Genomic DNA, 19,240 nt, shown 5'->3' with positions numbered 1-19,240 from the left:
GTGCTAGACTGCTGCTCTTTTGTGAACAATAACAGCGGAACAGTATTCATGAGCGAACAGCAAGGTTTTAGTCCGCGGGAGCGGCGAGCCTCTTTTACCCTGGCCAGCATCTTTGGCATGCGTATGCTGGGCCTGTTCATGATCATGCCGGTGTTTGCCCTTTATGGTGGCAGCCTGGACGGCTTCTCACCGTTGTGGGTAGGCATTGCCATCGGCGCCTATGGCCTGACCCAGGCCATATTACAGATTCCGGCGGGCTGGCTGTCGGATCGCATTGGCCGTAAGCCGGTGATCTATGGCGGTCTTGCGCTGTTTGCTGCCGGTTCAGTGGTCGCGGCCATGTCCGAATCGGTTTATGGCGTGGTGGCTGGCCGGGTGCTGCAGGGCAGCGGAGCCATCGCCGGTGCCATTCTGGCACTGGCCGCTGATATCACCCGGGAAGAGCACCGCACCAAGGCCATGGCCATTATCGGCGTGTGCATCGGCATCTCCTTTGCGGTGGCCATGGTGGCTGGCCCGCTGCTGGCAGCCCAGTTCGGTCTGGCCGGCGTGTTCTGGGCCACGGCGGTGCTGGCAGTGGTGGGCATGCTGATGGTACGCCTGCTGCTGCCGGACTCGGTCAGTAAGGGTCAAATCCGTGACGTCACCGCGGCCCCCGAGCTGTTGGGCCGGCTGCTGAAAGACAAACAACTGCTGCGGCTGGACTTTGGCATTATGCTGCTGCACCTGAGCCTGACGGCGGTGTTTGTGGCCTTTCCGCTGTCGCTGGTGGACGCCGGTCTGGTACGGGAGCATCACTGGTGGCTGTATTTTCCCACTCTGCTGGCATCCTTTGTGCTGATAGTGCCGTTTTTGATCCTCGGTGCCCGGCGCAATATGAACAAGCTGCTGTTTCAGGCCTCCATTCTGGTGATGATGGTGGCCCTGGTGCTGATGGCGGTGGCAGGCACTCAACTGTGGCTGCTGGTGCTGGCCATGGTGCTGTACTTTACTGCTTTTAATTTTATGGAAGCCTCGCTGCCGGCGTTTTTATCCATGCTGGCCCCGGTGGGCGGCAAAGGCACTGCCATGGGCATCTATTCCACCAGTCAGTTTCTTGGTGCCTTTATCGGCGGTGTGGCCGGTGGTGCTCTCTATCAGAAACTGGGCGGCTCCGGTGTATTTTTGCTGGTGGCGCTGGCCATGGTGTTCTGGTTCTGGTTGTCGGCAGGCATGACCAATGTCAGCCGGGTTCGGTCTCATATTCTGCCTATCGGTGTTAAGATAGAAACAGAGTCTGCCCGCAGCCAGCTGCTGCAGCGGCTGATGGCGCTGCCGGGAGTGCATGAGGCGTTGATCATTCCCGATGAAGGCGCTGCCTACCTTAAGGTAGATGGCAATATTTTTGAACTGGATCAGGCCAAACGCCTGATCAACCTGTGAGTACGGAGCAAGTTATGGCCAATAGAGGCATCAACAAAGTCATCCTGATCGGGCATCTTGGTCAGGATCCCGAAGTGCGCTATATGCCTAACGGCAATGCCGTCGCCAATATTACTCTGGCCACCAGTGAGACCTGGCGTGACAAGCAGAGCGGCGAACAACGTGAGCGTACCGAATGGCATCGGGTAGTATTTTTCGGCAAGCTGGCAGAAATTGCCGGTGAGTATTTGCGCAAGGGCTCTCAGGTGTATGTGGAAGGCCGGCTGCAAACCCGAAAATGGCAGGATCAGGGTGGCCAGGATCGCTATACCACCGAAGTGGTAGTGGACATGGGCGGTACCATGCAGATGCTGGGCGGACGTCCGCAGGGCGGCGGTCAGCAAAGTCAGGGTGGCTGGAACCAGGGCCAGCAGGGCGGTGGTCAGCCGCAGGGCAACTGGGGCCAGCAGCAGGGTAGCGGACAGCAGGGTGGTCAGCCGCAATATGGTGGCAGCCAGCCCCAGCAGCAGCCCCAAAGCCAGCCCCAGCAGAAACCACAAAGTCAGCCGGTATACAATGAACCGCCCATGGACTTTGATGACGATATTCCGTTCTGACGGAGCGCCTCAAGACCCCGCTTTGGCGGGGTCTTTTTATTGGCATACGTTAAAAACTGCACGATACTGAGTTGATTACGAGTGGGTTCGCCTGAATCTGCATTAAAAGGAAACCGCCGGCAGGGTGCCGGCCGCAAGGAAAGCACATGAAGTTTACCAATCAGTTTATTACCACCATCACCCTGTGCGTGCTGGCGGCGGTACTGATGGTGTTGATTGGTGCCGGGCTCAGCTTTTATCAGATGGGCATTGCCTATCAGCAGCGTCAGGTTGATGCAGTGGTACGCATGGTGGATGAATCCTGGCAGCCTGAGAGTACTGCTCAGCCCAATATTGATCGATGGTTGCCGGCGCTGCTGGATACGAACGAACTCATTGTTTTTACTGTGCATGATCAGCATAAAGAGTATTACCGGTCTGGTCTGACTCAGCCGCTGGCGAGTGATGAAATCAGCGAGCAGTACGACAGAGCACTCACCAGTCATGACGGGCTTTTTGTCAGGCTGGTCCTGCGCCCGCCTTTTTACCATATAGACCATTCTCTGGCTGCGGTATCCGGTCTGACCGGTGCCATTATGCTGGTGTTTGCCGGACTGCTGCTTAGTCTGCGCTGGTTTCGCCGGCAGCTGCGTGGTGCCGAACTGCTTGAGCAGCGTGGCCGGCTGATCCTGGACGGCCGGCTCAGTATGTTGCAACACAGCCCGAAAGAAGAGTGGCCTCAGGCTGCCAGCCGCGCTCTGGATAAGCTGATGGCTGACTTGCGTGAAGCCCGTAAGGAGCGTAGTCGCTTTGACACTTTTATTCGGGCCAATGTGTTTGTTGATCGCAATATTGGCATCGGCAACCGGGTGTTTTTTGATAACCGGCTGGAAGCGGCGCTGAATGACTCAGCCAGTCAATCAGCTGCATTATTGCTGGTAGAGCTGCAGGATCTGGAGCACATCAACCATAAACTGGGCCATGACAGAGGTGATGAGCTGCTCAGCTCGGCGTCGGTGTATCTGGGACACCTGATCCGGCGTTATCCCGGTGCCCTGCAGGCCCGCTATACCGGTAATACCTTTGCACTGATGTTTCCCAACACGGTAGAAAGCGAAGCCCAGGAGGCCGCCCGGCAGGTGCTTAAACTGCTGCGTCGGCTGCACTGGCCTGATGTCGTCAAAGAGCCGGCGGTTTATATCGGCGGTGTTTGTTTTCGCTTTGGCGAACAGTTACATCAGATAGAAGAAGAGGCCGAGCTGGCGTTACGCAGCGCTGCCCTACAGGGTGGTGACGGCTACTTTATGTACTATAAGGGGCTGACCGAAGAAAGCAGTGGCAAAGGTACGGTACGATGGCGCACTTTGCTTGGACGTCTGCTGGAGCAGGATGCCATACTACTGGACCGTCAGGGTATTTACAGCGCTGCAGAGGCCACTCCCGAGAGCATTGAATTGCTTGCCCGTATTCATGATGAGCAGGGGCGGGAGCTGGCTGCCGGTCATTTTCTGCCCATGGCAGAGAAGTGTGGTTTGCTGCAGGATCTGGATCGCTGCATTATGTTGCAAAGCCTGACGGCACTACAAGACGCTGACCGCAAGGCGGTGCTGGCTGTTAACCTGTCGGTCGCCAGTATCCTTAACCGGAGTTTTCACCGCTGGCTGGTGTTTGAACTGATCCAGTTGCCCAGGCCTTTGCTTCATGAGCTGGTCATTGAGCTGTCTGAAGCGGGCGTAGGCCGGCACTTTCTGGAGCTGGTAAAACCACTGCGGGCGCTGAAGGCGCTTGGCTGCCGGCTGGCGGTGGACCATGTTGGCCAGGATGTGGTCAGCACTCAGTACATCAAGGATTATGATCTCGATTACCTCAAGCTGCACCCCAGCCTGGTCAGAGATATTGACAAGAAATCGGTGAATCAGATGGCGGTGCGCAGTTTGTTGGGTAACTGCATGGGCAATCATACCCGGGTGATAGCGGTGGGCGTGGAAACCGAAGCAGAGTGGACCTGCCTGAAGCAGTTGGGTGTGCATGCCGGACAGGGATATTATTTTTCCTGTCCTGAGCGTTTTCAGCTGACTTGAGACCTTGCACTTTGCAGGCCACCGGTATGCAAAAATATCAGCCGGCTATCGGGCGGGTAACAGCCGGCCTCAATATCACGAAACAACCCCAGCATGGCCTTGCCACTGTATATAGGCTCCAGCGGAATGCCCAATGCTGTGCTCAGGGCCGTAATGGCGCTGCGGTCTTCGACGGAGCATTTGGCATAGCCACCGCCATGATGATTCAGGCGTAACCGCCAGCCGTTATCTGATTCAGCAGGGGCATACAGCTGCTGCACCGTCCGGGCCAGCCAGTCTTTGCCTTTGAGTACGGCATAGCCGGTAAGGTGTGTGTGTTCGGGGCGGGCTGACAACAAGCCCGCCAGGGTACCGCCGCTGGCCACCGGCAGGATCAGCTGGTCGCATGCTGGCAGCTCTTGCCACAACTCGGCCACACCAGGCAGGGCCAGCTCGCAGCTGCCGCCTTCAGGAATAAGATAAAAACCGGGGTAGCGGCGGCGCAGTTCGGCAAGAAAATCAGCATGGTGGCGGCGGCGATAGGTTTGACGGTCTACAAACGCCAGCTGCATGCCCCAGCCTTGCGCATCGGACAGGGTGGGGTTGGCGGCGTATTCGGGCTCACCACGTACTATGCCGACGGTAGGCATTCCCAGTGTATGGCCGGCGGCAGCCAGTGCATGTAAGTGATTGGACCAGGCTCCGCCAAAGCTGAGCAGGCCGGCCGCCTGCTCCGACAGCGCCTGGCGCAGCACATATTTAAGTTTTCGCCATTTATTGCCGGATATGGAAGGGTGCAGCAGGTCATCCCGTTTAATATAAAGCGCCACCCTGTGCTGTTGCAGCGTCGTATGCTCAAGTGGTATCAGTGGCGACAGAGAATGGCGAAACAAGTGTTGCCAGCGTTGAAGTTGGATCACGCAAAAATAAACAGAAAGGATTCAGAGGTGCTTAGTGTAGGGAACTTATTGATTTATTAAAACTCGTATTCGATTGCAACCAGGCCTGGCCGGGTTCTGCCTTGCTAGGGGGTGGTTGCGTTGGTAAAGTTAGCCGAATTTTTCCGGTATCAACCCAGGATCCCCTTCAGCATATGTTCAAGAAGCTCAGAGGCATGTTTTCCAACGATTTGTCCATCGACTTGGGAACGGCCAACACCCTTATCTACGTAAAAGATCAGGGCATAGTTCTGAACGAACCCTCCGTCGTGGCCATTCGCCAGGAAAGAGCCGGTTCGGCCCAGAGCGTTGCCGCCGTCGGTCATGCCGCCAAACAGATGCTGGGGCGTACTCCCGGCAACATTGCCGCCATTCGTCCGATGAAAGATGGCGTGATTGCCGACTTCTACGTTACCGAGAAAATGTTGCAGCACTTTATCAAGCAGGTGCACGACAATAATTTCTTCCGCCCCAGTCCTCGAGTACTGGTCTGTGTTCCCTGTGGCTCTACGCAGGTAGAGCGCCGGGCCATCAAGGAGTCTGCCCTGGGCGCCGGTGCCCGTGAGGTTTATCTGATTGATGAACCCATGGCAGCGGCCATTGGTGCCGGCCTGCCGGTATCCGAAGCCACTGGCTCCATGGTGGTGGATATTGGCGGCGGTACCACCGAAGTGGCCATTATCTCCCTTAACGGTGTTGTTTATTCCCAGTCGGTGAGAGTAGGCGGTGATCGTTTTGATGAAGCCATTATTAATTATGTGCGCCGCAACTACGGCTCCCTGATTGGTGAAGCCACTGCTGAACGCATCAAGCATGAAGTGGGCTCTGCTTATCCGGGTGATGATGTTATTGAGATTGAAGTTCGGGGGCGCAACCTGGCAGAAGGGGTTCCGCGCAGCTTTACCCTGAATTCCAATGAAATTCTGGAAGCCTTGCAGGAGCCGCTGACCGGCATTGTCAGTGCAGTGATGGTGGCGCTGGAGCAGTCTCCACCTGAGCTGGCGTCAGATATTTCTGAACGCGGCATGGTATTGACCGGAGGTGGTGCTTTGCTGCGTGATCTGGATCGCCTGCTGATGGAAGAAACCGGCATTCCTGTTGTGGTGGCTGATGATCCCATGACTTGTGTGGCCCGGGGAGGCGGCAAGGCGCTGGAGATGATCGACATGCATGGCGGCGACTTGTTTCACTACGACTGATGAATCGGGCCGGGTGACCGGCTCGCTCTTTTAATGAAACTTATTTTTGGTCGCGGACCCTCTTTGCCCATTCGCCTGACACTGGCGGTGCTGGCCAGTCTTGCGCTGATGGTGGCAGACAGCCGTTATCAGTCCTTTTCCGATATCAGGCTTTACCTTAACTCTCTGGTCAGCCCACTGCAGTATATGGCCAACAGCCCGCGCATTTTGCTGGACACTGCTTCAACCCAGCTGATGTCGCGAAAGACCTTGTTAACCCAGGCTGAGCGCATGGAGCGTGAATTGTTTTTGCTGCGGGATGATTTGCTGCGGTTGCGCCACCTGGAGCAGGAAAATCAGCGTCTGCGCGAATTGCTGGGCTCGCCGGTTCAGCAGGACGCAAGGCGCATGGTGGCTGAAATCATGGCGGTGGATACCGATCCTTTCTCCCACCAGGTTGTGATTGATAAAGGCACGTTGCAGGGTGTGTTTGAAGGTCAGCCAGTGCTGAATGAACAGGGAGTGGTAGGGCAGGTCATGTCTGTTGGTAAAACCACCAGCCGGGTCTTGCTGATCACGGATGCCAGTCACGGCATTCCGGTGCGGGTGGAGCGCAATGACATTCGCGCCATTGCCAGCGGCAGTGGTCGCCTGGATCGGCTGCTGCTCGACAATATCACCCGCAATACCGACATACAGGAAGGGGACGTACTGCTCAGCTCCGGCCTGGCCGGACGGTTCCCCGAAGGCTACCCGGTCGGCAGAGTTACCCATGTTGGCTATGAGGAAGGCCAGCCCTTTGCCGAGATTCGCATTACGCCTTTTGCTGCCCTGGACAGAGTACGTTATCTGCTATTACTGTGGCCTGAACCCAGAGTGAGAACATCGTTACCAAATGTAGCACCGGAGGGGGCCTCATGAGTGGTTTCCCGTGGCGCAGCAGACTGACCATTATGTTCAGCCTGATGCTGGCGCTGATGTTGTCTATTCTGCCTTTGCCTGATCTGATTGCTCCCTTTCGTCCTGACTGGTTGCTGGTGGTGCTCATTTACTGGAGCATAGCGCTGCCACACAGGGCCAATGTGGGCACTGCCTTTGTAGCCGGTCTGTTACTGGATCTTTTGCTTGGTTCAGTATTGGGAGTAAGAGCTCTGGCGCTGGTTATTCCGGTTTATCTGGCAACATCCCAGTTTCAGCGCATGCGCAATTACTCGGTTTGGCAGCAGGCTTTTGTGGTAGGTGGTCTGGTGATGCTGAACAAGCTGCTGATTTTCTGGACCGCTTACCTTAACAGCGAAACCCAGGTGGACTATCACTACTTCTGGTCCATCGTCAGCAGCATGTTGTTCTGGCCCTGGATCTTTCTGTTGCTGCGCAAATGCCGCCGCCAGTTTTCTCTGACCTGAGGAGCCGATATGAGTATTGCTCTTTACCTGGCATCTGCTTCACCGCGCCGCCGCGAACTGCTGGCACAGCTGGGAGTCAGCTTTGCACTGGTACGCCCCGAGGTGGAAGAGTGCCAGCGACCGGGTGAGTCTGCTACCGGCTATGTACAGCGGCTGGCGCAGGACAAAGCGCAGGCGGGCGCTGCACTGGCACCAATGCCGCTGCCGGTACTGGGCGGTGACACCATAGTGGTGCTGAACGATGAAGTACTGGAAAAACCCCGGAACGAAGCCCACGGCAAAGCCATGCTGGCGCGTTTGTCAGGGCGCACCCATCAGGTGATGACTGCCATGGCACTGGCTGCCGATGGTGGATGTGAGGTGGTGCTGGTGACCACTGAAGTAACGTTTCGGTGCCTGAGCGAGGCCGACATCGACCGTTACTGGCGCACCGGCGAGCCCGCCGATAAGGCCGGTGGCTATGGCATTCAGGGAGTGGGCGGGCGTTTTGTATCGGGCATTAATGGCAGCTACAGCGCCGTGGTGGGTCTGCCGCTGGTGGAAACCGAGGCACTGCTGCAGCGCCATGGCATCGCCACTGCCTGAATCAGACTCCGGAACAGGGTTATTCTGTGTTAATTTAGGGCATTCTCTATTCGGACTGGCGGAGCCCTTATGTCTGCAGAACTGATTATCAATATGACCCCGGCGGAGACCCGGGTAGCCCTGGTGGAAAACGGTATCCTGCAGGAAGTGCACATTGAGCGGCAGGCCCGCCGTGGCATAGTGGGCAATATTTATAAGGGCAAGGTCAGCAGAGTATTGCCGGGTATGCAGGCAGCCTTTGTGGATATTGGCGGCGAACGGGCCGCTTTTCTGCACGCCTCCGATATAGTTCCTCATACTGAATGTGTCGACACCCGTGAGCAGGCCCACTTTCAGGCGGGCAATATTGCCGAGCTGGTGCGTCAGGGCCAGGACATCATGGTGCAGGTGGTGAAAGATCCGCTCGGTACCAAAGGGGCGCGTCTGACCACCGATATTACATTGCCCTCCCGTTATCTGGTGTTTATGCCCGGCAGTGCCTATGTGGGCGTTTCCCAGCGCATTGATTCCGAGCAGGAGCGGGAGCGGCTCAAAGCGCTGGCTGCCGAGCATGTGGATGAGCAGGGTGGTTTTATTATTCGCACCGCTGCCGAAGGTATTGGCGAGCAGGAGCTGGCTCAGGATGCGGCTTTTCTGAAACGGCTGTGGCGGAAAATTCAGGAGCGCAGAAGCAAATACGCTTCCTGCTCCATGTTATATGAAGATCTGCGGCTGGCGTTTCGTATCGTACGTGATTTTGTCGGGGCCGAGCTGGACCGCATTCGGGTTGATTCCCGGGAAACCTGTGACAGCCTGTGTACCTTTGTAGAAGAGTTTGTACCCGAGCTGTGCGGCCGCATTGAGTATTATCATGGCAATGCTCCCATTTTTGATCTCTACGATGTGGAAAACGAAATTCAGCGCGCGCTGGATCGTAAAGTGGAGCTCAAGTCCGGCGGCTACCTGATCATCGATCAGACTGAGGCCATGACCACGGTCGATATCAACACCGGGGCTTTTGTGGGCCACCGCAACCTTGAAGAAACCATTTTCAACACCAATATCGAGGCCACCCAGGCCATTGCCCGCCAGTTGCGACTGCGCAATCTGGGGGGGATTATCATTATTGATTTCATTGATATGCACGATGAGGATCACAAGCGTCGGGTACTGCACAGCCTGGAGCTGGCGCTGGCCAGAGACAGGGCTAAAACCAATGTAAACGGTTTTTCTCAGCTGGGTCTGGTCGAAATGACCCGCAAGCGCACGCGGGAAAGCCTGGAGCATGTGCTCTGTGATGCCTGCCCCGAATGTAACGGCCGGGCCCGGGTGAAAACCGTAGAGACCGTCAGCTACGAAATTCTGCGGGAGATACTGCGCGTTAATAAAGCCTACGATGCTGACAAGTTTGTGGTCTACGCCTCTACTGCCGTGGCGGACGCCCTGCAGGAAGACGAATCTCATATGCTGGCAGAGCTGGAAGTCTTTATTGGCAAGCAGGTCAAGGTGAATAATGAACCCCTGTATAACCAGGAGCAGTTTGATGTGGTGATGATGTAGTGCTGAGGCGCACTTTCAGCTGGGCCTGGTTTACCCTGGCCGGCATTGCTGTGGTGCTGGCGCTGCTGGTTACTCTGCTGCGTTTTGGTTCGCCCTGGCTGGCAGGGTTACAGCAGCAGTGGCTGAACCGCATGCTGGATCAGCACAATCTGAGTCTGAGCATTGCTGATCTGGGGCTGGACTGGAAAGATTATGGCCCAGTGCTGGTGCTGGAAAAGCTGCAATTGCAGGGATCCGAGCAACCCCGGCTGACCCTGCGGCGTGCCCTGATTGATATGCAGCTGTGGCAGAGTTTGCGCCAGTGGCGGCCGGTGCTGAACGAAGTCACGCTTGATGGTCTGCGACTGGAACTGACCCCCGCAGGAGAGAAAGCCAATACCGATCTTGACGAGTTGCGCACCCTGGCATTGCAGGCAGTGCGGAAACTTACCCTGCTCAACGCTCAGCTGGTGCTGGCCAGCCCCGGCAAACCGCTGCTGGAGTTACAAATTCCCGCCCTGCACTGGCAAAACCGGCCCGGTTTGCACCAGGGGGAAGGGCGGCTTGGGTTTGGCAGTGCCGCCGGCCAGCAGTTTGTGTTCAAGGGGCGCCTCGAAGGGGATGATATTCACAGCCTGAGTGGCGGCATCTATATGCAGGCTAAGGGGGTGGATGCCGGCCCCATGCTGGCTCAGGCAAGACCCAATGATAAAAAAGTGGCCGCCCGGCTCTCTTTTGAAGCCTGGCTGGAGTGGCAGCAGGGAGAGCTGCAGGCGGCACTGCTGACTCTGGGAAACAGTGAAGCTCGCTGGGGCGGGGAGCACCAGGTGGCGGTAAAGGGGGGCCGTATTCAGTGGCAACCTACCCAGCAGGGCTGGCAGCTGGCCAGCAGCGGCATTGATATCAGCGTGGACGGGGAGTCCTGGCCCAGCTGGAAAGTGCAGCTGGACAGGCACAACAACAAACTGACCGGTTATCTGGACCGGCTCAGCCTCACTGATGTGGCTTTACTGGCCCAGTGGGGGGAGCATTACTGGCCGGCAGCAGCCCGGCAGCTGACGGGAGCGGCACCGGCAGGAGAGCTGGCCAGGCTTTACCTGGAGGCGGATATACCGTCCGCCGGCAGTGACTGGCAGCTGCAGGGAGAATACCATCATGTCGGTACGCAGGCGTTTGAGTGGATTCCCGGTGTCCGTGGTCTGCAAGGCAGCTTTGTGGTGGCGGCGGATCATGGCCGTTTAAGCGTTCAGCAGCCTGAGGCATCGGCCTGGCAGTGGGACAGCGCTTTTCGTCATGCCTGGCCGGTGCAACAGCTGCAGGCTCAATGGCAGTGGCAAAAGCGCAAAGATGGCTGGTGGCTATGGAGTGATGCGCTGCGTCTTGCCGGTGATGATCTGGATGTGGATGCCCATATCAGCCTGCAGCTGCCTGCTAATGACTCGCCACTGCTCAGTGCTTCGGCCAGTGTGGAGCTGCACCGGGCCGGTGCGGCGGGAGGCTATCTGCCCGAGCCGGTGATGGGCACACCGCTGGTGGACTATCTGGAAGGTGCCATAGTGGCTGGTCAGGCCAGCCAGGCCAAGGTGCTCTGGTATGGCCGGCTTAATCAGTTTCCCTATCATGATGGCAGCGGCCTGTTTCAGGCCAGGGTGCCGCTGCGTCAGGCTGAATTTCGCTTTGATCCTGACTGGCAACCATTAACCGATCTTGATCTGGAGCTGTTGTTTGAGAACGATAACCTCTATATGCAGCAGGGCAGCGGCCGGTTAGGTGCGGCGCGTGCCGTCGATATTGATGCCCGTATTACTCCCCTTGATGAAAACGCGCATCTGGAGCTGAATGCCGGGGTCAGTGGTGCCGGCGAGGCGGTGACGGATTATCTCACGCAATCTCCGTTAAAAAGCTCGGTGGGCGTTGCTCTGGAGCAGATACAGGTGTCAGGTCCGCTCACTGGCAGGCTGGCGCTGAATATTCCTCTGAGCGGTGGTGACGTCGGCGTTGATGGTGAGGTCGATTTTTCTGGTAATCAAGTGCAGGTTACGCCGCTTGCCATGCCGCTGACCAAGGTGACCGGCACCCTGATGTTTGATCAGCAAGAGACCAGGCTGGCCGGGTTGCAGACGCAGTGGCTGGGGCAGCCGCTGACGGTGAATTATGCCGGGCAAGTCACCAATGCCGGCTATGACGCCACGATTGAACTGGCCGGCCGGCTGCAGGGAGACGCGCTGGCGAAGGCACAGCCCGGGCTGGCGGCGCTGAGTGGCGAGACCCGCTGGCAGGGCGATGTGACGCTACGCCTGCAGCAGGGAGAAGTTGGCTATGACGCCAGACTCAGCTCTGATCTGAACGGGCTGCATAGCGAGTTGCCGGCACCGCTGGCGAAAGAAGCAGACTGGACCCGGCCGGTTAAGCTGAACGTTTCCGGCAATGCCACTCAGGCACAAGCACAGCTGAGTCTGGCGCCGGATCTTGATGCCGATGCCGTACTTGAATTCAGTGATGCCGGTACCACTATCCGGCGGCTTTGGGTGACTGCAGGCGGAGCCGGCGCGGCCGGGCCAAGAGCTGCGCTGGATATAGCGGCCCATCTGGAAGCGCTGGCGCTGGATGAGTGGATTGCGCTGTCTGAAACGCAAGGCCAGCAGCAGCCTCAGCAAATGAAACTGCACTGGCCTGAAGACTATCGAATGGCACTGCGCGCCGACCGGGGAACACTTTGGGGACAATTACTCAGTGATTTGCGGCTGGGCGTTACCCCGGAGGCGGCAGAACGGCGGCGTCTCACCATAGATTCGCAACAGGTAAAAGGCAGTCTTACGTGGGCTGACGGTGAGCCTGTGACCGCATTGTTTGAGCGCTTATGGCTTGATCCGCAAACTAATGAGTCTGGCGAAGTCCCTGATGCGCTGTCGCCCTCTGATATTCCGGCGCTGGTGTTCCGCTGTGATGACTGCCGCTGGCGTAATTTGTCACTGGGCAAAATGGGGCTTCAGCTCACGCCGCTGCAAGCTCAAAACGGCATTAGTCTGGATGACCTCTGGCTGGATGGAGATCAGCTGCAGGGGCGGGTTCAGGGGCAATGGCTGCAGCAGCAAGGGCTGAATACCAGCCGTATTCAGTGGCAGGGTGGTGCTCAGTCATTGCAGCAGCTCTGGCGGGCGTTGGGTCATGCCTCTCCCTTTCGGGATACCAAGGCGCTGATTGAGGCGCAATTAAACTGGCCCGGGTTGCCCTGGCAGCCTGAGCCTGCCACCCTGAATGGCACTGTGAGTGTGGAAACCGGTGCCGGTGTGCTGACCGGCGTCAGCGACAAGGGAGCAGGGCTGCTGTCGGTACTGAGTATGGATTCAGTGCTGCGCCGGCTGCGGCTGGATTTTCGTGATGTATTTGAAGGCGGCTTTTACTTTGACCGCATCAGCGCAACCGGTGAATTCAACAATGGAGTGCTGCACAACAATGATTTCTTACTGGAAGGGGCAGCCGGTGATCTGACCGGTAAAGGGCTGGTTGATCTGCCAGCCAGTCAGCTGAATTATCGCTTTGACTTTACTCCGGATTTAACCGGTAATCTGCCCGTATTAACCGCTTTTGCGGTGACACCGGTCACCGGCCTTTATGTGCTGGCGGCGTCCAAATTGTTTGGCCCGGTGGTGGATGTGTTTACCCGCATTCGCTATGAGGTAACGGGACCGCTGGCCAGCCCGGAAGTCAAAGAGCTGGGGCGGGAACAAAATAAAATCAAACTGCCTGCTATTAACAAGGAGCCATAAATGGAACTGGTCGCTCTGCAACTGAATGCCAGTGATCACTGGCCGGTCAACCAGGCGAAAATTGCTGCCCTGCTGGAACGCCTGCCCGCCAGCCGGCCACTGCTGGTGCAATTGCCGGAAAACGCTGTGGTATTTGGCAACCGCCAGGCCGTGCAGGCCGTGGCCGAGCCATTGGGAAACGGGCCGGTGCAAGACTGTCTGGCCCAGTGGGCAAGGCAATACGGCATCTGGCTGGTGGTGGGGTCCATGCCGACCCAGACAGAGCAGAGTGACAAGCTGCATACCAGCTGTCTGGTATTTAACGATAAAGGCGAGCGGGTAGCCTGTTATCACAAGCTGCATCTGTTTGATGTGGATGTGGCCGATGGCCATGGTCGTTATCGCGAATCCGATACCTTCAGCCCCGGTCATGAGTTATGTGTGGTTGACAGCCCCTTTGGTCGTCTGGGGCTGTCAGTCTGTTATGATCTGCGTTTTCCCGAGCTGTACCGGGCCCTGCGTGAACAAGGGGCGGATATTCTGCTGGTGCCGGCCGCCTTCACCCGCGTTACCGGCAAGGCACACTGGCTGCCCTTGCTACAGGCCAGAGCCATTGAAAATCAGTGTTATGTTCTGGCGGCAGCCCAGGTGGGTGAGCATGCCGGGGGCCGGCAAACCTGGGGGCATTCGGTGATCCTGGATCCCTGGGGTGACATTCAGGCCTGCCTGCCCAATGGTGAAGGCCTGATCGTGGCCCCCCTTGAACAACATCGCCTCGACAGCATACGCCGGCAAATGCCCGTGGCCCAACATGCCTGCCTGCGAGCGGTGTGGAGAGACAACGAATGAGTATTGAACAGATTAATCAAAGCCTGCTGGTGCCCAATGAGCTGGATATGGCCTTGCTCGATGCCCAGCTGGCGCGGCTCAGCCGCCACCAGATCGACTTTGCCGATCTGTATTTTCAGAACAGTGTGCATGAGTCCTGGGTGCTGGAAGACGGCATCGTCAAGGACGGCAGCTACAACATAGAGCAGGGTGTGGGCGTGCGCGCCGTCAGCGGTGAAAAAACCGGCTTTGCCTATTCTGACGAACTTAACGCCACGGCGCTGGATCAGGCGGTGAGTGCCGCCCGGGGCATTGCCGCTCACGGTGGCGACGGTCGCTTCAAGGTGGGCCAGCCGCAGCCGGTGACCGCCCGTTACAGGGGGCTGAACCCGCTGGACAGTCTGCCCCGGGAGCAAAAAATAGCCCTGCTGCAGCAAATGGACGCCTTTGCCCGCAGTCTGGATCCGTCCATTACACAGGTGATCGCTTCCATCTCAGGGGTATATGAAGAAATACTGGTGCTGGCCACCGACGGCACTCTGGCCACGGATCTGCGCCCGCTGGTGCGACTGAACTGCTCGGTACTGGCAGAGCGCAATGGCCGGCGGGAGCGGGGCAGCAGCGGCGGTGGCGGTCGTTTTGGTTATGATTATTTTCTGGAAGAGATCGACGGCCAGCCCAGAGCCATGAGCTATGCCCGGGAAGCGGTGCGTCAGGCGCTGGTGAACCTGGAAGCGGTAGACGCGCCAGCCGGCACCATGCCGGTAGTGCTGGGTGCCGGCTGGCCCGGTGTGCTGCTGCACGAGGCGGTGGGTCATGGTCTGGAAGGGGATTTCAACCGCAAGGGCTCTTCTGCCTACTCCGGTCGCATTGGTGAAAAGGTGGCCTCGGAGCTGTGCACCATAGTGGATGACGGCACCCTGGCCAATCGTCGTGGCTCTTTGACCGTGGATGATGAAGGCACCGCCAGCGGCTATAACGTGCTGATTGAAAACGGCGTGCTCAGGGGCTATATGCAGGACAAGCTCAACGCCCGGCTGATGGGCATGGCACCCACCGGCAACGGCCGGCGCGAGTCTTATGCTCACCTGCCCATGCCGCGCATGACCAACACCTATATGCTGGCCGGCGAGACACCGCCGGACGAGATTATTCGCAGCGTGAAGAAGGGCATTTATGCGCCCAACTTCGGTGGTGGTCAGGTAGACATTACCTCGGGCCGGTTTGTGTTCTCGGCGTCAGAAGCCTATCTGATTGAAGATGGCAAGCTGACCGCGCCAATCAAGGGGGCCACCCTGATTGGTAACGGCCCTGAGGCCATGAGCCAGGTGTCAATGGTGGGTAATGATCTGAGCCTGGACGCCGGCGTGGGCGTCTGTGGCAAGGACGGCCAGAGTGTGCCGGTAGGCGTGGGCCAGCCCACCCTCAAGCTGGACCGCATGACGGTGGGCGGCACCCAGTAACCCGCCACTGAACGCAAAAAACGCCGGCATCATGCCGGCGTTGTTATTTTTATAAGGCTTCGCAGTGAAGGGCTGCTTACGGCTCCAGGTTTTGCTTCAGGTACTGGAACAGTTCCCGGTAGGCTTTGGGGGGCAGGCCGGCGGCCAGCTCCTTGCGGCCGGTGCGGGCCAGCTGGCGCAGCTTTTGCCGGTCGAGCTGGCGGTGCTGGGCCACCAGGTCATTCACCGCTTTGTCACCTTCCTTGATCAGCCGGTCGCGCCATTGCTCCAGCTTATGAAAACGGGCATTGGCCACGGCACTTTTCTGATCAAAGGCATTTAACGCGTCGCGAATAGCGGTGACATCCCGGGTGCGCATCAGCTTGCCGATAAACTGCAGGTGACGGCGCTGCGCCTCACGCTTGTTGGCCAGCTTGTGAGCCAGATCAATGGCGTCTTTCAGCTCGTCATCCAGAGGAACCTTGGCCAGCTCGCTCGGGTTGAGTTTAACCAGGTCCATGCCAAGCTGCTGCAACGCCTGACTTTCCCGTTTCATTTCGCTTTTACTGACCCATTCAATCTCGTCGTCATGATCGGGCTGGTCGTCGTGATGGCGCATTACGTCTCTCTGGAATCGTTAAATAATTGGCTGATGATGATTATTCTACCAGCTTCTCCCAAGGGGCGCAGGGGTCTGTTATGCTAGCAACAAACAGAACCAGCGATTTCATTATGACTCCTGAAGAGATTCACAACGAACAGCGTCAGCTAGAGCTGGCGGTAGAGCAGGCGCTGGAAAGCGCGAAGCGGCTGGGTGCGGACGCCGCAGAGGTTTCCATCAGCAAGCAAACCGGACTGTCGGTCAATACCCGCAATGCTGAGCTGGAAAACATCGAATTCAATAAAGACGGTGCCCTTGGCATTGCCGTTTATCGTGATGGCCGCAAGGGCTCGGCGTCCACCTCGGATCTGCGCCCCGACGCCATTGCCCGCACCGTGGCGGCGGCACTGGATATTTCCCGCTATACCACAGCCGACCCTCATGCCGGCCTGGCCGATGCGGATCAGCTGGCCTGGGAGTCCCCCGAGCTTGAACTGTGCTTTCCCCGTGTCATGGATCCTGCCGAGGGCATTGAGCTGGCGCTGCAATGCGAGCGCTCCGCGCTGGGGCGGGACAAGCGCATCAAACAGTCTGACGGAGCCAGTTACTCTGCCAATGTGGGCATTCGTGTCTACGGCAACAGCCATGGCTTTGTGAAAGGCTTTGCCGGCTCCCGCTACGGTATGAGTTGTGTGCTGATTGGCGAGCAGGACGGCGATATGCAGCGGGAGTACGGATTTACCTCGGCGCGCAGCTTTGATGATCTCTGGGCTCCGGAAAAAGTGGCCGACGAGGCGGTCAGCCGTACCCTTGGCCGGCTTGGCGGCCGCAAAATCGGGACCACTCAGGCCCCTGTGCTGTTTCATCCCGACGTGGCGGCGGGCCTGTTCGGCCATCTGGTCATGGGCATCAGCGGCGGCAACCTCTATCGCAAATCGTCCTTTCTGCTGGATGCCTGCGGTGAGCAGATATTTCCGGACTGGCTTACCATTCACGAGCAGCCTCACCTGCACAAGGGCCTGGCCAGTGCGCCCTTTGATAATGAAGGAGTGCGCACGGTCGAGCGTAATATCATTGAAAACGGTGTGCTGCAGACCTACCTGCTGACCAGCTACTCGGCGCGCAAGCTGGGCTTGCCGCTCACTGGCCATGCCGGCGGCATTCATAACTGGACCATTTCCAGCAGCGGCCAGAGCCATGCCGAACTGCTCAAACAAATGGGCACCGGCCTGCTGGTGACCGAGATGATGGGGCAGGGAGTGAACATAGTGACCGGCGATTACTCCCGGGGGGCCGCCGGCTTCTGGGTTGAGAACGGCGAAATTGCTTATCCGGTGGAAGAAATCACCATCGCCGGCAACCTGAAAACCATGTTTGCCGGCATTCAGGCCATCGGCACCGACGTGGAAACCCGCTCCAGCTTGCACACCGGCTCGGTACTGATCGACAAGATGAAGATTGCAGGGCAATAAACATAGCTGTAAGCCGGAAGCTTGAAGCTGTAAGAAGGGCCGCGCATGCGGCCCTTGGTGTTTTTTGGGGGCTTCCCGCTTCTAGCTTTCGGCTTCCAGCCTCAGTGCAGCAGGATCAGTGTGGCCAGGCCGAGGAAGGACAGCAGGCCCACTGTGTCGGTGATGGTGGTTAATGCCATGGAGCCGGCCAGGGCCGGGTCGATATTAAAGCGTTTCATGATAATCGGAATACTGGCCCCGGCCAGGCCGGCTACCGACAGGTTGATAAACATGGCGGCGGCAATGACCAGGCCAATTTCCCAGCTGCCTTTCCACAGCCCCACCACCACGGAAATGGCCAGCGCCCACAGCATGCCGTTAAACAGACCTACCAGGGCCTCTTTGGTGAGCAGCCAGCGGGCGTTGCTGTCACTGATATGGCCCACCGCCATGCCGCGGATCACCAGTGCCAGAGTCTGGTTGCCGGCAATGCCGCCCATGGACGGTACTATGGTCATTAATATGGCCAGGGTGGCCAATTGGGAGAGAGTGGCTTCAAACATATTGGACACGCTGGCGGCGACCAGTGCCGAGCCCAGATTGATGGCCAGCCAGAAAGAGCGACGGCGGGCACTGACCAGTACAGGAGCAAAGGTGTCTTCGTCATCATCCATTTTGGCCATGCCCATCATGGAGTGTTCACCTTCTTCCCGAATAATGTCGACCACATCGTCGATGGTAATACGGCCCAGCAGCTGATTTTGCTCATCAACTACAGGGGCCGAGAGCCAGTCATGGCGCTCAAACAAATTCGCCACCTCGGTGTCGCTCATGGTCAGCGGAATGGCTTCGACTGTGGTATCCATGGCTTCGGCCACCGTCGTAGTGGGGGACTGTACGACCAGACTGGCGAGAGAAATATCACCCAGCAAGCGGTTATGCTGATCCACCACATACAGGGTATCCGTGCCTTCCGGCAGCTCGTTGTGCAGCCGCAGATAGCGCAGTACCACCTCTATGGTGACGTCCGGGCGCAAACTGATGAACTCGGTATTCATCAGTGAGCCGGCAGTGTCTTCCGGATAGGACAGCGCCAGCTCGGCTCTGTGCCTGTCCTGCTCGTCCATCTCGGTGAGCACCTGATTGAACAGCTGCTCGGGCAAATCCCGCAACACATAAGCCAGATCGTCCGACTCCATGTCTTCCAGTGCCACTGCCAGCTTTTCCGGCGCCATCAGCCGGATAATGCCATCGCGCACCTCTTCTGACAGCTCTTCCAGAATTTCGCCGTAATCGTCGGGGTCAATCAGTTGCCACAACACTTTGCGGCTGGGGGCAGGAGAAGACTCCAGCAGCCAGGCTACGTCGCCGGGGCGCATTTGCTGCAGCATGCGGCGCACATGCACGAACATGCCGCTGTTCAGCGCCTGAGTAATGGCTTCCAGGTGATCCGGTGTGCTGCTCTGATCTGCGGCGTCTGTCATGAT

15 protein-coding genes are annotated in these 19,240 nt (G+C 57.9%); 12 read left to right on the top strand and 3 right to left on the bottom strand.

Annotated features, from left to right (window positions below):
• Positions 1–48 precede the first annotated feature (48 nt).
• From G364_RS0110295 to G364_RS0110285, 3 genes are all read left to right on the top strand, one after another.
• Positions 49–1,422: an MFS transporter gene (locus G364_RS0110295; protein ID WP_019935067.1), complete on the top strand. Its 1,374-nt coding sequence runs from the start codon at positions 49–51 to the stop codon at positions 1,420–1,422.
• Between the two features lie 14 nt (positions 1,423–1,436).
• Complete coding sequence (locus tag G364_RS0110290) at positions 1,437–2,018, top strand: single-stranded DNA-binding protein (protein WP_019935066.1); 582 nt, start codon at positions 1,437–1,439, stop codon at positions 2,016–2,018.
• 146 nt (positions 2,019–2,164) lie between these two features.
• On the top strand, positions 2,165–4,078 hold the full coding sequence (locus tag G364_RS0110285; RefSeq protein WP_019935065.1) for an EAL domain-containing protein: 1,914 nt from the start codon (positions 2,165–2,167) through the stop codon (positions 4,076–4,078).
• Here G364_RS0110285 and G364_RS0110280 read toward each other — a convergent pair.
• Positions 4,066–4,950 carry a 1-aminocyclopropane-1-carboxylate deaminase/D-cysteine desulfhydrase gene (locus G364_RS0110280; protein WP_026344839.1) on the bottom strand — a complete coding sequence of 295 codons (885 nt, stop codon included), beginning with the start codon at positions 4,948–4,950 and terminating at the stop codon, positions 4,066–4,068. The two genes, G364_RS0110285 and G364_RS0110280, sit on opposite strands and share 13 nt — an antisense overlap.
• A gap of 200 nt (positions 4,951–5,150) precedes the next feature.
• Between G364_RS0110280 and G364_RS0110275 the strand changes: the two genes are divergently transcribed.
• The 8 genes from G364_RS0110275 to tldD all read left to right on the top strand — a co-directional run bounded on the left by G364_RS0110275 (position 5,151) and on the right by tldD (position 15,722).
• Positions 5,151–6,194: a rod shape-determining protein gene (locus G364_RS0110275; RefSeq protein WP_019935063.1), complete on the top strand. Its 1,044-nt coding sequence runs from the start codon at positions 5,151–5,153 to the stop codon at positions 6,192–6,194.
• Between the two features lie 33 nt (positions 6,195–6,227).
• Complete coding sequence (gene mreC, locus G364_RS0110270) at positions 6,228–7,094, top strand: rod shape-determining protein MreC (RefSeq protein WP_019935062.1); 867 nt, start codon at positions 6,228–6,230, stop codon at positions 7,092–7,094.
• Positions 7,091–7,579: a rod shape-determining protein MreD gene (gene mreD, locus G364_RS0110265; RefSeq protein WP_019935061.1), complete on the top strand. Its 489-nt coding sequence runs from the start codon at positions 7,091–7,093 to the stop codon at positions 7,577–7,579. The genes mreC and mreD overlap by 4 nt, the downstream gene beginning before the upstream one ends.
• A 9-nt stretch (positions 7,580–7,588) precedes the next feature.
• Positions 7,589–8,164 (top strand): Maf family protein, encoded by a 576-nt coding sequence (locus G364_RS0110260; protein WP_019935060.1) that lies wholly within the window; start codon positions 7,589–7,591, stop codon positions 8,162–8,164.
• A 69-nt stretch (positions 8,165–8,233) separates the two neighbouring features.
• Positions 8,234–9,703 carry a ribonuclease G gene (rng, locus tag G364_RS0110255; protein ID WP_019935059.1) on the top strand — a complete coding sequence of 490 codons (1,470 nt, stop codon included), beginning with the start codon at positions 8,234–8,236 and terminating at the stop codon, positions 9,701–9,703.
• On the top strand, positions 9,703–13,452 hold the full coding sequence (locus tag G364_RS0110250) for a YhdP family protein (RefSeq protein WP_019935058.1): 3,750 nt from the start codon (positions 9,703–9,705) through the stop codon (positions 13,450–13,452). Before rng ends, G364_RS0110250 begins: the two co-directional genes overlap by 1 nt.
• On the top strand, positions 13,453–14,280 hold the full coding sequence (locus tag G364_RS0110245) for a carbon-nitrogen hydrolase family protein (protein WP_019935057.1): 828 nt from the start codon (positions 13,453–13,455) through the stop codon (positions 14,278–14,280).
• The gene (gene tldD, locus G364_RS0110240; RefSeq protein WP_019935056.1) at positions 14,277–15,722 is read left to right on the top strand and encodes a metalloprotease TldD; all 1,446 of its coding nucleotides are present in this window, start codon (positions 14,277–14,279) and stop codon (positions 15,720–15,722) included. The genes G364_RS0110245 and tldD overlap by 4 nt, the downstream gene beginning before the upstream one ends.
• Positions 15,723–15,798: 76 nt before the next feature.
• Here tldD and yjgA read toward each other — a convergent pair whose 3' ends face one another.
• Entirely contained in the window at positions 15,799–16,320 is a 522-nt protein-coding gene (yjgA, locus tag G364_RS0110235) for a ribosome biogenesis factor YjgA (protein WP_019935055.1), read from the bottom strand.
• Positions 16,321–16,433: 113 nt separating this feature from the next.
• Here yjgA and pmbA point away from each other — a divergent pair, with 113 nt between their 5' ends.
• Entirely contained in the window at positions 16,434–17,774 is a 1,341-nt protein-coding gene (gene pmbA, locus G364_RS0110230; RefSeq protein WP_019935054.1) for a metalloprotease PmbA, read from the top strand.
• 101 nt (positions 17,775–17,875) lie between these two features.
• Here the strand turns inward: pmbA and mgtE are convergent, their stop codons facing one another.
• Positions 17,876–19,237, bottom strand: a complete 1,362-nt coding sequence (mgtE, locus tag G364_RS0110225) for a magnesium transporter (protein ID WP_019935053.1) — start codon at positions 19,235–19,237, stop codon at positions 17,876–17,878.
• Positions 19,238–19,240 lie beyond the last annotated feature (3 nt).

Origin of the sequence: Oceanimonas smirnovii ATCC BAA-899 (genome assembly GCF_000381965.1) — a bacterium.
GTDB lineage: Bacteria > Pseudomonadota > Gammaproteobacteria > Enterobacterales > Aeromonadaceae > Oceanimonas > Oceanimonas smirnovii.
Note: the sequence above shows the minus strand (reverse complement) of the source record. Positions and strands in the feature narration are given on the sequence as shown.

Bases quoted from the DNA above. Each gene is read 5' to 3' on its own strand.
- mreD (WP_019935061.1), top strand. From the start codon at position 7,091: ATGAGTGGTTTCCCGTGGCGCAGCAGACTGACCATTATGTTCAGCCTG.
- pmbA (WP_019935054.1), top strand. From the start codon at position 16,434: ATGACTCCTGAAGAGATTCACAACGAACAGCGTCAGCTAGAGCTGGCG.
- rng (WP_019935059.1), top strand. From the start codon at position 8,234: ATGTCTGCAGAACTGATTATCAATATGACCCCGGCGGAGACCCGGGTA.
- G364_RS0110295 (WP_019935067.1), top strand. From the start codon at position 49: ATGAGCGAACAGCAAGGTTTTAGTCCGCGGGAGCGGCGAGCCTCTTTT.
- G364_RS0110245 (WP_019935057.1), top strand. From the start codon at position 13,453: ATGGAACTGGTCGCTCTGCAACTGAATGCCAGTGATCACTGGCCGGTC.
- G364_RS0110260 (WP_019935060.1), top strand. From the start codon at position 7,589: ATGAGTATTGCTCTTTACCTGGCATCTGCTTCACCGCGCCGCCGCGAA.
- G364_RS0110285 (WP_019935065.1), top strand. From the start codon at position 2,165: ATGAAGTTTACCAATCAGTTTATTACCACCATCACCCTGTGCGTGCTG.
- mgtE (WP_019935053.1), bottom strand. From the start codon at position 19,237: ATGACAGACGCCGCAGATCAGAGCAGCACACCGGATCACCTGGAAGCC.
- yjgA (WP_019935055.1), bottom strand. From the start codon at position 16,320: ATGCGCCATCACGACGACCAGCCCGATCATGACGACGAGATTGAATGG.
- G364_RS0110275 (WP_019935063.1), top strand. From the start codon at position 5,151: ATGTTCAAGAAGCTCAGAGGCATGTTTTCCAACGATTTGTCCATCGAC.
- tldD (WP_019935056.1), top strand. From the start codon at position 14,277: ATGAGTATTGAACAGATTAATCAAAGCCTGCTGGTGCCCAATGAGCTG.
- G364_RS0110290 (WP_019935066.1), top strand. From the start codon at position 1,437: ATGGCCAATAGAGGCATCAACAAAGTCATCCTGATCGGGCATCTTGGT.
- mreC (WP_019935062.1), top strand. From the start codon at position 6,228: ATGAAACTTATTTTTGGTCGCGGACCCTCTTTGCCCATTCGCCTGACA.